Annotated in this window: 10 protein-coding genes; 5 read left to right on the forward strand and 5 right to left on the reverse strand. The window is 70.1% G+C overall.

Annotation, left to right across the window (positions count from 1 at the left end):
- Nucleotides 1–17: 17 nt before the first annotated feature.
- Nucleotides 18–2,216 carry an alpha-galactosidase gene (locus tag ACRAWB_RS11325; RefSeq protein WP_431353419.1) on the reverse strand — a complete coding sequence of 733 codons (2,199 nt, stop codon included), beginning with the start codon at nucleotides 2,214–2,216 and terminating at the stop codon, nucleotides 18–20.
- 87 nt (nucleotides 2,217–2,303) lie between these two features.
- On the opposite strand from ACRAWB_RS11325, the gene ACRAWB_RS11330 reads away from it, so the two are divergent.
- Together ACRAWB_RS11330 and ACRAWB_RS11335 are read left to right on the forward strand one after the other, a co-directional pair.
- Nucleotides 2,304–4,709, forward strand: coding sequence for a glycosyl hydrolase family 95 catalytic domain-containing protein (locus tag ACRAWB_RS11330; RefSeq protein ID WP_431353420.1), 2,406 nt, complete (start codon nucleotides 2,304–2,306; stop codon nucleotides 4,707–4,709).
- Nucleotides 4,706–5,875: an ROK family protein gene (locus ACRAWB_RS11335; protein WP_431353421.1), complete on the forward strand. Its 1,170-nt coding sequence runs from the start codon at nucleotides 4,706–4,708 to the stop codon at nucleotides 5,873–5,875. Before ACRAWB_RS11330 ends, ACRAWB_RS11335 begins: the two co-directional genes overlap by 4 nt.
- A 75-nt stretch (nucleotides 5,876–5,950) precedes the next feature.
- Here ACRAWB_RS11335 and ACRAWB_RS11340 read toward each other — a convergent pair whose 3' ends face one another.
- The 3 genes from ACRAWB_RS11340 to ACRAWB_RS11350 all read right to left on the reverse strand — a co-directional run bounded on the left by ACRAWB_RS11340 (nucleotide 5,951) and on the right by ACRAWB_RS11350 (nucleotide 9,690).
- Nucleotides 5,951–7,633 carry an ABC transporter substrate-binding protein gene (locus ACRAWB_RS11340; RefSeq protein WP_431353422.1) on the reverse strand — a complete coding sequence of 561 codons (1,683 nt, stop codon included), beginning with the start codon at nucleotides 7,631–7,633 and terminating at the stop codon, nucleotides 5,951–5,953.
- A gap of 81 nt (nucleotides 7,634–7,714) precedes the next feature.
- A complete protein-coding gene (locus tag ACRAWB_RS11345) occupies nucleotides 7,715–8,677 on the reverse strand; it encodes a carbohydrate ABC transporter permease (RefSeq protein WP_431353423.1) in 963 nt (320 codons plus the stop codon).
- On the reverse strand, nucleotides 8,671–9,690 hold the full coding sequence (locus ACRAWB_RS11350; RefSeq protein ID WP_431353424.1) for an ABC transporter permease: 1,020 nt from the start codon (nucleotides 9,688–9,690) through the stop codon (nucleotides 8,671–8,673). Before ACRAWB_RS11350 ends, ACRAWB_RS11345 begins: the two co-directional genes overlap by 7 nt.
- A gap of 750 nt (nucleotides 9,691–10,440) precedes the next feature.
- Between ACRAWB_RS11350 and ACRAWB_RS11355 the strand changes: the two genes are divergently transcribed.
- Nucleotides 10,441–11,088 carry an ROK family protein gene (locus tag ACRAWB_RS11355; RefSeq protein ID WP_431353425.1) on the forward strand — a complete coding sequence of 216 codons (648 nt, stop codon included), beginning with the start codon at nucleotides 10,441–10,443 and terminating at the stop codon, nucleotides 11,086–11,088.
- 69 nt (nucleotides 11,089–11,157) lie between these two features.
- Nucleotides 11,158–11,646 carry a YajQ family cyclic di-GMP-binding protein gene (locus ACRAWB_RS11360; RefSeq protein WP_363806851.1) on the forward strand — a complete coding sequence of 163 codons (489 nt, stop codon included), beginning with the start codon at nucleotides 11,158–11,160 and terminating at the stop codon, nucleotides 11,644–11,646.
- Here the strand turns inward: ACRAWB_RS11360 and ACRAWB_RS11365 are convergent.
- Nucleotides 11,633–12,628, reverse strand: a complete 996-nt coding sequence (locus tag ACRAWB_RS11365; RefSeq protein WP_431353426.1) for an alpha/beta hydrolase — start codon at nucleotides 12,626–12,628, stop codon at nucleotides 11,633–11,635. The genes ACRAWB_RS11360 and ACRAWB_RS11365 overlap by 14 nt on opposite strands.
- 77 nt (nucleotides 12,629–12,705) lie before the next feature.
- On the opposite strand from ACRAWB_RS11365, the gene ACRAWB_RS11370 reads away from it, so the two are divergent.
- Nucleotides 12,706–12,936 carry a hypothetical protein gene (locus ACRAWB_RS11370; protein ID WP_431353427.1) on the forward strand — a complete coding sequence of 77 codons (231 nt, stop codon included), beginning with the start codon at nucleotides 12,706–12,708 and terminating at the stop codon, nucleotides 12,934–12,936.
- Nucleotides 12,937–12,977 lie beyond the last annotated feature (41 nt).

The following is a 12,977-nucleotide window of genomic DNA, read 5'->3' on the forward strand; positions in this document are numbered from 1 at the left end:
GGGACGCGTCGGCTCGGTCAGTCGCGGACCAGGTCGAACAGCATCCCCTGCTGCGGATTGAGGGTGGGCAGCGGGACGCCGGCAACGGCGAGCACCGAGCCGGGCAGCGCGACGCCTTCGGGCGTGAGCGCGGCGGTGATCCACGAGGGGTCGGCGCTCTGGTGCCGGCTGGCGTCGCCGAACTCGTCCCGGATGCGGACCGTGTACCGCGCCGAGGCGTCGAGCCCGGGGAAGCGGACGCGCCCGGACTGTCCCGGCGCGGACGTCGAGAGCCGCACCCAGCTGAACAGGGCGCGAGCGCCGTCCTGCGCCACGATCCCGGTGAGCCCGGTGGTGTCGTCGGCGAGGTCGGCGTTGACCACGCGCCCGGTGTGGATGAGGTCGCGCAGTTCGCGGTAGACGGCCGCCCAGCGCGCGATCGTCGCGAGCTCGTCCTCGTCCGCCTCCTGGAGGTCCCATTCGATGCCGGCGTGCGCGGTGAGCGCCACGATGAGCCGGAAGGAGAGGTCGGTCCGCCGGGAGGTGGTGTGCGAGCGGTCCGCGCCGAGGTGCGAGCCGATGAGCTCCGGCGGAAGGAGCATCCGGGTCCAGCGCTCGATCTGCAGGCGCTCGACGGGGTCGTTGCAGTCGGAGGCCCAAACACGATCGGTGCGCTGCAGGATCCCGAGGTCCACGCGTCCGCCGCCGCCGGAGCAGGTCTCGATCTCGAGATGCGGGTGGCGCTTGCGGAGCGTGTCGAGCATCCGGTACAGGGCGAGCGTCTGCTCGTGCACGGCGGGGCGGTCGATACCCGCGTAACCGCTGACCGCCTCCGATAGGTCGCGGTTGTGGTCCCACTTGATGTAGTCGACCGCGTACTCCTCGACGATGGCGCTGATCTGCCCGAGCACGTGCTCGTAGGCGTCCGGCCGCGTGAGGTCGAGCACGTACTGGTCGCGGGCGGCCGCGCCGAGTTCTCGCGGGCCGAGCACCCATTCGGGATGCGCACGAGCGAGGTCGGAGTCGAGGTTGACCATCTCGGGCTCGAACCAGATGCCGAACTGCATGCCCGCCGCGCGCACGCGGTCGACCAGCGGTCCGAGGCCGTCCGGCCACACCGTGCGGTCGACGACCCAGTCGCCGAGACCGGCGTTCGCGTCGCGGCGGTCGTGGAACCAGCCGTCGTCGAGCACGAACCGCTCGACGCCGACGCGCGCCGCCCGCTCGACGAGCGATGTCAGGCGCTCCAGGTCGTGGTCGAAGTAGACCGCCTCCCATGAATTGAGGGTGAGTGGACGCGGCGTGTGTGGATGCGACGGACGCGCGCGCAGGCGCCGGTGCAGCCGGTCGGCGATGCCGTCGAGTCCCGCGCCGGACCAGACGAACAGGGCGGTCGGCGCGACGTAGCGGTCCCCCGCCTCGAGGGCGATCTCCCCCGGGCGCAGGCCCTCGCCGGCGCCGAGGACCGCCGAGAACGCCCCCGCGCCCTCGGTCAAGCGTTCGACGACGTACTCGGCGTCGCCGCTCCAGGCCAGGTGGCTGGCCCACGCCTCACCTCGGCCGAAGCTGAGGTCTTCGGTGCCGGCGACGACCAGGAAGGGCGCGTCGTGCCCCGGCTTCCCGCGGTGCGCGCGGCGCACGTGGCTGCCGAAGAACAGCGGCCCGCGCTGCGGAGCCCGCTCGCGGCACCACTTTCCGGTGAAGTCGAGCACATCGACGGCGCGCTCCGGGACGGGAAGCAGCACGCGGAGGGCGTCGAGCGTGTACGGGAGCGCGGCGCCGTCGCGGGCGAGGGACGCGTCCCGGACCATCGCGATGTCGACGGAGAGCACGCCGAACGGGTCGAGCTCCAGGGTCATCGTCGACCGCAGGCCGGTGATCTCGTCGGCGAGGTCGAGCTCGACCGCTCCCCCGGCCTCACCGTCGTCGCGGTACCGGACCGCCTCCGTGCGCGGCCGCGGAGTGGTCGCCGTTCCCGCGGCGTGCCCTTCCTGCGCGGGCGTGCCCGCCCATCCCTCGAACTCGGTCGGCCACAGGCTGAAGGTGCGCGGGATGTCGGGCGAGTTGTTGAGGACCGCCGGTCCCCCGGTCTCCCGCAGGGCGGCCGCCTCCGCGTCGTCGAGGGGACCGAGGTCGGCTCCCCAGTGCAGGACGCGCGGAACGCGTCCCCCGGTGTCGAGGACGAGGGAGGTGCCTGCTGCGCGCAGGGCCAGAACGGCGCCATAGCCGTCGAGCATGAAGGGGCTCCTAGCGGATGTCGGTTATTTGACAGTGTCAATTAACCATGCCTAATCTGTCAACTGCAACCTCGAAGGGGAAGACCGATGACGATCTCCGGCGCACGGACGCTCCAGCTCGCGTGGCGCGAGCCGGCGGCCCACTGGGAAGAAGCCACCCCGATCGGCGACGGCCGCCTCGGGGCCATGGTGTTCGGCGGCGCGAGCGGTCGCTACCAGGTGAACGACGCGACCGTCTGGTCGGGCACTCCCCTGGTCCCCGGCGAGGAGCTTCGCCGCGTCACTGCGCAGGGCGCAGGACCTGACCGGCTGCGCGAGATCCGCTCCGCGCTCGCGGCCGGCGACCTCTCCCGCGCGGAGGAGCTGCTGATGACCTTCGAGGGTCGTTACAGCCAGGAGTTCCTGCCGTTCGTCGACCTGACCGTCGAGGTGCCCGACGCCACGCCGGAAACTAATTCACCCGCACGCGTGCTCGACCTCGACCTCGCCGTCGTGGAGGAATCACTCCACGTCGGCGGGATCTCCGTTCGCCGCAGTTCCCGCGTCCGGGACGGCGTCCTCCTCGTCGAGCTGGTCGCGCAGGCGCCCCTGCCGGAGGTCCGGATCGTCCTGACGACGCCGCTTCGCGAGCTCGGCCGCGCCGCCTCCGGCGAGCTGCTGACCCTCGATGTCGCCGTCCCGATCGACGGCGCTCCCCTGCACGAGCAGTCCGTCGTGCCGCCGCTGCGCTACGCGGAGGCGGACGACGCACCCTACGACGGCTTCGCCGCCGCGGCACTCGCGGTGCGGAGCGACGGGACGACGGACGCCACGGCCTCCGGCCTCACGGTCCGTCACGTCCGTCGGCTGCTGATCGCCCTCTCGTCGTCGACCCGCGCTGAGTCGTGGTGGGCCGGCGCGGACGACGAGTGGCGGACCGTCTCTCGCGAGACGATCCGGGACCGCGCCAGGGACCGGGCTCTCGGCGCGTGCGCCGTGGGCGCCGGTCCGCTTCCGGATGACGAGCCACGTCATCCGGAAGCGGCGCGGTTCGCGATCGGCGGCCGCCGCGAGGGCCGCTGGGACGTCGACTCCGACATCCTGCGCGGGACCGACGACGCCCTCCGTGCGACCGTCGCCGCCGAGTACGGCCGCTACCTCCTGACCTCGTCATCCCGCGCGGGCGGCCCCGCCGCGAACCTGCAGGGCATCTGGAACGGCGAGCTGCGTCCGGCCTGGTCGTCGAACTACACGATCAACATCAACACGCAGATGAACTACTGGGCGGCCGGCCCGCTCGGCGTCATCTCCCACGCCGAGCCCCTGATCTCGCTCGTGGAGCGTCTGGCCGCCACCGGAGGCGACGTCGCGCGCGAGCTGTACGGCTGCCGGGGCTGGGTCGCGCACCACAACACCGACCTGTGGGGCTGGAGCCTGCCCGTCGGCATGGGCCACGGCGCCCCCAGCTGGGCCATCTGGATGATGGGCGGCGTCTGGCTCACCCACTCGCTCTGGGACCACTACGAGTTCACCGCCGACGACGACCTGCTGCGGGACCGCCTCTGGCCGCTCCTCCGCGGAGCGAGCGAGTTCTGCCTCGACTGGCTGCAGGTGGACGACGACGGTGTCGCCTTCCTGGCTCCCTCCACCTCCCCCGAGAACGCCTACCGCGACGCCGACGACGTCCCGCGCGCCCTGGGCCTCACGGCCACCATGGACCGCGAGCTGATCCGGTCCCTCTTCCAGCGCACGCTGCGCGCGTCCGACATCCTCGGCGAGAAGGGACCGCTCCGGGATGAGCTCGAAGCGGCGCTCTCCAGCATCCCGGAGCCCGGCATCGGCCGCGACGGACGACTGCTCGAATGGTCCGAGGAGGTGCCCGAGCACGAGCCCGCACACCGCCACCTGTCGCCGCTGGTGGGCCTGTATCCGCTCGACCTCATCACCCCGGAGGGCACTCCGGCGCACGCCGACGCGGCCCGACGGTTCCTCGACGCCCGCGGACCGGGCGCGATGGGATGGTCGTGGGCGTGGAAGATCGCCCTCCGCGCGCGCCTCGGCGACGGGGATGCCGCCCACGACCTGCTGACGCAGGCGCTCGCCCCCTACGACGGCGACGCCCGCCGCCACGGCCCGGTCGACGGCTCCGAGTGGGGCGGCCTTCTGCCGAACCTGTTCAGCACGCACCCGCCGTTCCAGATCGACGGCAACCTCGGGTTCCCGGCGGGGATCGCGGAGCTGCTGCTGCAGAGTCACGCGGGGGTCATCCACCTACTGCCGGCGCTGCCCTCCGCGTGGCCCGAGGGTCGGGTCACCGGGTTCGGCGCCCGCGGCGGCCTCACGGTCGACCTCGAGTGGTCCGAGGGGAGCCTGACGACGGCCGTGCTGCGCAACCCCGGGAGCGAGCCGCGCGAGGTGCGCGTGCGCTACGGCGACACGGAGACCCGCGTGAGCATCCCCGCCTCTGGCGAGTACGTCGTCCAGCCGGAGGCCGCGCTCGAGAACACCCCGTGAACGACGAAATCCTGACCCGGACGGCCCTGCTCGGGTCGTCGTCGGATGCGGCCACCCGCGTCTTCACGACCATCCTCACCCGCAGCCCGATCAGCCGGACGGACGTGTCGCGGCTGACCGGTCTGTCCCAGGCCGCCGTGACCAAGGCCGTGACGCCGCTCGTCGCCGCGGGTCTGGTCGACGACTCGCTCGACCCAACGCTCACGGGCCTACCCGGGCGGCCGGTGAGCCCGGTCGCCGTCGTTCCAGACGCCGTCGTGGCCCTGGGCGTGAAGGTGAACGTCGACGAGCTGATCGGCGTCGCCACCGACCTCACCACGCGGATCATCACCTCCGACCGCCTGCCGCTCGTTTCCCACGACCCCGACGCCGTCGTCGATGCCGTCGTCGAGCTGTGCGCACGCCTCCAGGAGGGGCTGGGCGGTCTGCAGGCCCGGCTGGCGTGCGTCGGCGTCTCGGTGTCCGGCGACGTCGACAGCGACACGGGGATGGTCCGTGACTCGGCCCTGATGGGCTGGCGCGCGGTGAACCTCGGCGCGCTGCTGCGACAGCGTCTGCCCGGGGTGGGGGTCGTCGTGGAGAACGACGTGCGCGCGCTGACCATCGGCGAGCACTGGTTCGGCGTCGGTCTCGGCACCGGCTCGTTCGCGATCGTGACGATCGGCCGCGGCATCGGCAGCGGCCTGCACCTGAACGGCGAGGTCGTCGAGGGCGCCTACGGTGTCGCCGGCGAGATCGGCCACCTCCCGCTGACCTCTCCCGACCGCGTCTGCGCCTGCGGGCGCCGGGGCTGCGTGGAGGCGGTCGCCGCCACGCACGCGATCGTCGCCTCCGTCTCGGCTGCCCACGGGCGCGCGGTCACGATCGGGGAGGCGGTCGACCTCGCCCGCTCCGGCGACCCCGCCGCTATGCAGGCGTTCGGTGAGGCGGGAACCGTCATCGGCGCGGCGATCGCGAGCCTGGTCAACATGGTCGGCCCCGAGCTCGTCATCCTCGGCGGGGAGGGCGTGGCCAACTTCGATCTGTTCGAGGAGCCGCTGCGCCGGTCCTACGCCGAGCACGTGTTCGCGTCGGCCGACCGCTGCCGCATCGTCGTGCGCCCGCACACCTTCGAGGACTGGGCGCGCGGCGCGGCGGCCGGCGCCATCCGCTCGCTCGTCGTCTGACGCCATCCGCGCAGAAACCCCGGCCGGACATCTGGAGGATGCCCGGCCGGGGTTCTTCGCGTCAGCGAGCGGCGCTTACTTCTTGGACGTGTCGTACGCCGTCTGCAGCGTGCTCAGGTAGTCCTTCAGGCCGAGGCCGTCGAAGCCCTTCACGTAGGCGTCCCAGTCGGTGTCGATGTTCTTCGACCCGGTGATGAAGGCCAGCGCGTTCTGGGTGACGTAGTTGTCGATGTTGGTCTGCTCCGTGGCCACCTGGGTCGCCTTGGACGGGTCGGGCCACACGCGCCACGTCGGGTAGATCTCGCTCTTGTTCTCGTGGCCCTTGTACAGCTGGGTCGCGTCGAACAGCCGGCGCTCGTAGCCGGACGGGTCGTAGATGTCCGTCGGCACGGCCTGCGAGCCGCGGAACGCCGCGTTCTGGTTGTAGGTCGACAGCGCGCCCCACTGGACCGCGTTGGCCGCGTCCTGATCCAGCTGGAGGTTCACGAACGCCGCCTTCTCGCTCGGGTCGAGCGCCTTGTCGTCGGCGCCGGCCTTCGCCCAGCCCTTGCCCTCCGGGCCGAAGTTGCCGTCGAGCTGGCCCTTCTCGGTGAAGAGGTAGTTCACCAGCTTGATGGCCGCGACCTGGTCGTTCTTCGACGCCTTGTTGGTCAGCAGGAACGTCGCGCCCGGCGTGCTGCCGAAGGCGTACGTGGCGTAGTCGGCTCCGTCCGGGCCGGTCAGCGGCGGAACGGCGTCGTACTGCTTGTCACGGCCGTCCTTCGCACCCGGGCTCACGAAGATGTAGGGGTGCAGGGCGCTCGCGCTTCCGAGCAGGACCGTCCCCTCGTTGTTGCCCTCCTGGGCCAACGCGGCCGGGTTCTGGGTGAACGCGCCCTTGTCGATCAGGCCCGCATCCCACAGCGACTTGATGTACTTCAGGCCCTCGCGCCATCCGTCCTTGTTCGCCTGGATGTCGACCTTGCCCTTGTTGAGCACCGTCGTCGACTGGATGCCCTTGTCGGGGTTCTGCGGGTCGTAGATGAAGGCGTTCATGAAGAACGGGATAAGGGTGTCGTGCGAGTCGCCGCTCAGCGGGATCTCGTCCTTCTTGCCGTTGCCGTTCGGGTCGCCGTTCTTGAACGCCTCGAGGACCTTCGTCATGTCGTCGGTCGTCTTCGGCATCTGCAGCTTGAGCTTCTTCAGCCAGTCGGTGTTGATCCAGAGCTTCGACGGGTACTGGATGTGCAGCGTCTCGGCCAGCTGAGGCAGCCCGTAGATCTTGCCGTCCGGCGAGGTCGCCATCGCCTTGTAGTCCGGGTTGCTGTCGAGCGCCTTCTGGATGTCCGGCGCGTACTGCTTGATGAGGTCGTTCAGCGGGACGGCCACGCCCTGCTTCGCCAGCTTCTCGACGTCCACCTGGTTGAACTGGTCCACCCACGGGATGAGGAGGAACGCGTCCGGGTAGTCGCCGCTCGCCATGAGGATCTGGCGCTTCTCCGGCGCGACGGACGAGTCCTGCGTCGTGGTCTGCCAGCTGAACTTGATGTTGAACTTCTTGGCGACCTCCTTGGTGAAGGCGTTGGTGGCGAGGTCCTGTCCGGTCCCCTGCTGGGCGAAGACGCTCAGGTTCGCGGTGCCGCCGATCTTGTCGTTAGCGCCGTTGGCCTGCGATGGCGTGCACGCCGAGAGGGCGAGCAGCGCCGCGCCGCCCACCGCGACGGCGAGGGCTGCCTTGCGCCGACGCCGGCCGGCGCGGCTGTCCGTGTTGGAAAACATGGTTCGTTCCTCCTTTGGAACTTGGATTGCGTGACGGGTGTGCAGTGGTGGGTTCGGGGAAGGGCGTGCGGTCGGCCGGGCTCAGCCCTTGACCGACCCGATGAGCACCCCTTTGTTGAAGTAGCGCGCGACGAACGGGTAGATGATGAGCACGGGGACGCTGGTGATGACGATCAGCGAGTACTTGAGAAGGTTCACCAGCTCCTGGTTCGACGCCTGGGCGGCCAGATCGTTGGTGCCGCCGTTCGTAGCGTTGAGCACGAGGATGTTGCGGAGCACCAGCTGCAGCGGGAACAGGTCCGAGCTCTTCAGGTACAGGAGGGCGTCGAAGTAGCCGTTCCACTGGCCGATCGCGTACATGAGGGCGATCACGGCGATGAGCGGCTTCGAGAGCGGGAGCACCATCGTCCACAGGAAGCGCCAGTCGCTCGCGCCGTCGAGCTCGGCCGCCTCGACCAGCTCGTCGGGGATGGCGGACCGGAAGAACGTCCGGGCGATGATGACCTGCCAGACCGCGACCGCCTGGGGCAGGAGCAGCGCCCAGCGGGTGTCGAGCATCCCGAGGTTCTGCACGACCATGTAGGTCGGGATCAGGCCGCCGCTGAACAGCATGGTGAACAGCAGCAGCGACATGATCACGTTGCGGCCCATGAAGGTGCGGCGCGACAGCGGCCAGGCGATGCAGACCGTGAGGGTCGTGCTGATCAGCGTGCCGGCGACCATGTAGAACAGGGAGTTCGCGTAGCCGAGGAGCACCTGCGGGTCCGAGAGCACCGTCTGGTAGCCCTTGAGCGTGAAGTCGACCGGCCAGAGGAACACCTCGCCGGCGGTGACCGCGTGCGGCGACGAGAACGAGCTGGCCAGGATGTACAGCAGCGGCAGGACGACGACCAGCACCGCCAGGATCAGGCCGAGGTAGATCACGACCAGCAGGGCGCGGTCGGTGGGCGACTCCCGGATGCGGCGGGTCTTGAGGGGGCGTGGCTTCTGCTTCGCCACGCCGCGCACCTTCGCGCGGTCCGCCAGACGATCGATGGTCACCACAGTCCACTCCCACTCACGCGGCGTGCGACCCAGTTGACGACGAGGAGCAGCACGAGGTTGATCACGGAGTTGAAGAGGCCGACGGCAGTCGCCGTTCCGAAGTCGGCGTTGAGGATGCCCAGCTTGTAGACGTAGGTCGCGATGATCTCGGACTGCCCGAGGTTCAGCGGGTTCTGGAGCAGGAAGGCCTTCTCGAATCCGATCGCCATGATGTTGCCGACGCTCAGGATGAGGACGATCATCGCCGTCGGCATGATGCCCGGGATGTCGACGTGCCAGATCTTGCGGAGACGCGAGGCGCCATCCACCTTCGCCGCCTCGTAGAGCGACGGGTCGATCCCGGACAGCGCGGCCATGTAGATGACGGCCGAGTAGCCGGCGGTCTGCCAGACATCAGACCAGACGTAGACGTGACGGAAGTAGTCCGGGTCGCCGAGGAAGTCGGGCGACGGGACGCCGAAGAAGCCGAACACCTCGCTGAGGATGCCGAGCCGCGGCGCCATGATCAGGATCAGCATCGAGACGACGACGACCGTGGAGATGAAGTACGGCGCGTAGGTGACCAGCTGCACCGTCTTCTGGAACCAGCGGTGGCGCACCTCGTTGAGCGCAAGCGCCAGGATGATCGGGATCGGGAAGCTCGCCAGCACCGCGTAGCCGGACAGGATGAGCGTGTTGGACAGCAGGGTGGGGAACTGCGGGTTCTGGAGGAAGAGCTGGAAGTTGGTCCAGCCGGTCCACGGGCTCCCCCACACCCCGAGCACCGGGCTGTAGTCCTTGAACGCGATGATCGCGTTGGAGATGGGGATGTACTTGAAGATCACGAAGTACGCGAGCGGCAGGATCGTCAGCAGGTATAGCTGCCAGTGCCGCTTCCAGGCGATCCGCCAGCGCTGGCCGAGGCTCCTCTTGCGGCGGAGGGTGGTCCGGGTGGCCGCCGCTCGGACGGGCTTCGGTTGTCCCGTCGCCGTCGGCGCTGCGGTTACGCTGGTCGCGGTCGGGGCGCTCGTCACGCGAGCCGCCTCTCGTGGGTACTGCTCACCTTCGTCATCGAAGACTCCTGTAGATCCATCCGGCTTGTCCGAATCGAGTTACAGCAAAACGTATTTTTTTGCCGTTGTCAATAATTTGCTTCGGCCGCCTGATTCGAGCCCACAGAACGCCCCGTCGCATTTAGGACACGGCGTGCACTAACCTCGAGGTGTGGGAGACAACACCGTCAGAGCAGAGCCGCGCGCCGTCGCCGCGCGCCGGCCGGCGCTGGGAACGGCGAAGTCGGCGGAGATCTTCACCCGCATCATCACCCACGGCCCGGTCAGCAGACTGGACATCGGGCGCCTGACCGGACTCTCCCAGGCCAAGGTGACCAAGACGGTCAGCCCGCTCATCGAGAGCGGCTACGTCGCGGTCGGCGAGCACGCCGAGCACTCCTTCCCCGGCCGTCCCGTCCGTCCTCTCAGTGTCGTCCCGCGGTCCATGATCGCGGTCGGGGTGAAGGTGAACGAGGGCGAGATCTTCGCCGTCACCGTGAACCTCGGCAACGAGGTGCTGGGCTCCACGCGCCGCCGGCTCCGGAGCCACGACCCCGAGACCACGATCGCCGCGATCGTCGCCTCCGTCGACTCCCTCATCGACCAGCTCGGCGAGGACGCCGCGCACCTGACGGGCGTGGGCGTCTCGGTGTCGGGCGACATCGACACCAGCACGGGCACCGTCCGCCACTCCCCCTGCTCGACTGGACCCAGGTCGCGCTCGGCAGCGAGTTGGAGGCGCGGATCGGTCTCCCCGTCACAGTGGAGAACGACGTGCGTGCGCTCGCGAAGTCCGAGCACTGGTTCGGCGTGGGCAAGGACGCGACCTCGTTCGCGATCGTCACCATCGGCGCCGGGATCGGCTGCGGCATCTACGTGAACGGCGACGTGGTGGTCGGATCCCACGGCGTCGCGGGCGAGATCGGCCACCTGCCGCTCGCGTCGTCGGACGCGATCTGCGTGTGCGGTCGGCGAGGCTGCGTGGAAGCGGTGGCATCGTCGCACGCCATCCTCGAGGCGGTCCGCAGCGGACGCTCCGAACCCGACCTCACCCTGGCCGACGCGATCCGCCTGGCGCATGAAGGGGACCCGGCCGCCGTCGAGGCCTTCGAGCGCGCTGGCACCGCGATCGGCGCCGCGCTGGCCGCCACCGTCAACCTGTTCGGTCCGGAGGTCGTCGTGATCGCCGGCGAGGGCGTGATGGACTACGACCTCTACGAGCGCCGCTTCCGCGAGGAATTCCTCGCGCACGCCTTCGGCGCCGCGGCGAACTGCCGCCTGGTGGTGCGCCGCCACACTTTCACGGACTGGGCGCGCGGCGCGGCTGTCGCCTCCCTCCGCGATGCGATCGCGGTGTCCGCCGGGTCACACGTCGAGTGACGGCGCTTTAGACTCGAACTGCCCGCATGCGGGCTCCGTTCCAGCAAGCCACCGATTGGGGAAGAGAAGATGGCAGACTCCTCGTTCGACATCGTCAGCAAGGTCGACAAGATGGAGGCGGACAACGCCGTCAACCAGGCCCGCAAGGAGGTGGACCAGCGCTACGACTTCAAGAACGTCGGGGCGTCGGTCGAGTGGAGCGGCGAGAAGGTGCTGCTGAAGGCCAACACCGAGGAGCGCGTCAAGGCGGTGCTCGAGGTGCTGGAATCCAAGTTCATCAAGCGCGGCATCACCCTCAAGTCGCTCGACACCGGAGCCCCCTACCCATCGGGCAAGGAGTTCCGCATCGAAGTCGGGCTCAAGAACGGCATCGAGCAGGATGCGGCCAAGAAGATCAACAAGATCATCCGCGACGAGGCGCCCAAGAGCGTGAAGTCGCAGATCCAGGGCGACGAGCTGCGCGTCAGCTCGAAGAGCCGGGACGACCTGCAGGCGACCATGGCGCTCCTCAAGAACGCCGACCTCGACGTCGCCGTGCAGTTCGTCAACTTCCGCTGAGGTAGCCGCGCATCCACCGCTCCACCGCCGCGTACGCCGCGCAGCGGACAGGTGGAGCCGACAGGAACACGTCGTGCAGCGCATCCTGGACCCACGACACCGTCACCGTCGGCGCGAGGCCCAGCGCGCGCTCGGCGATGTCGCGCACGACGAGCACGACGTCCGACTTCAGCATGTCGGGCGTCCAGTACGGCAGCAGCGTCGACCGCGCCGAGAGCAGCGTGAGCACCGGCGCGTCGATGTGCAGGCCGGCGGCGACGCGGGCGTGCCCGGCGAGCACGGCGGTCAGCCAGGCCGGGTGGACGCGGAAGCCGCGCACCGGGCGCCAGGCCAGGTCGTAGTCCCACTCGCCGTCGAGGGTGCGTGAGACGGTGCGGGTGTAGAAGCCGAGATCGACGTTCGGCATGGTCGCCTTCGGGTCGATGCGGGCGCGGAGGTCGACCAGCGGCGTCAGGGCCGCCCGGCCCGCCGACCGTGCCTGGAACTCCAGCCACGGGCTGTTCAGGATGAGCGCCTGCGCCCGTCCCGGATGCCGGTCGGCCCACAGGCTCAGCGTCAGCCCGCCGGTGGAGTGGCCGACGAGGATGAGGCGGCGGCGCCCGCGCGCGTCCTCCCCGTGGCCCATGGCGTCGAGGGCCGCGGCGATGTCCTCGTCGTAGATCGCGAGGTCGTCGACGAACCCGGGCGTCTGCCCCTCGCGGAGGCTGCGGCCGTACTTTCGCAGGTCGAGCGCGTGGAAGCGGGCGCCCTGGTCGTGCCAGAACCGCGCCAGCTCGGTTTGGAAGAAGTAGTCCGACCAGCCGTGCACGTACAGCACGTCGGCGTCGGCGGCCGGGCCGCGGTGGAGGTGGAGACGCGGCGGCGGCGAGTAACGCACGAGGGTGGCGACGACCTCACCCTCGGCGTCCCGCCCGAGCGGCAGCGTCAGCTGCTCGAACGGCGCTCCGAGGATGTCCGGGCGCCATTCGTGCGTGGTCGTCATCCCCCCAGCGTGCCAGGCGCGGGGCGATGGCGACTACTGCCTAGTGCGTGGGCCGCTGGGCTCCGTACCGTTCGGGCATGACCGTCGACGCCCAGGCATCCCCGCTGCGGGCGCGGCGCATCCCCGCCGGGATCGCCGTGCCCGTGGTCGCTCTGGGCGCGGACGCCGACATGCTGCTCGGGACGCGCGTCCTCCCGCGGCCGCGTGGCTGGCGGTGTTCGGGGCGCTCGCGGTGGCCGCTGCGGTTGCGCGGCGGCGGTCAGCGGGCCCGGCGATGCGGGTGCTCGAGCCGTCGGCGATGGCGGTGATGTGGGCGCTCGCCCTGTTCCATCGGGCCGCGCCGACCGCC

It is taken from the genome of Leifsonia poae, assembly GCF_050632865.1.
GTDB classification, from domain to species: Bacteria; Actinomycetota; Actinomycetes; order Actinomycetales; family Microbacteriaceae; genus Leifsonia; species Leifsonia poae_B.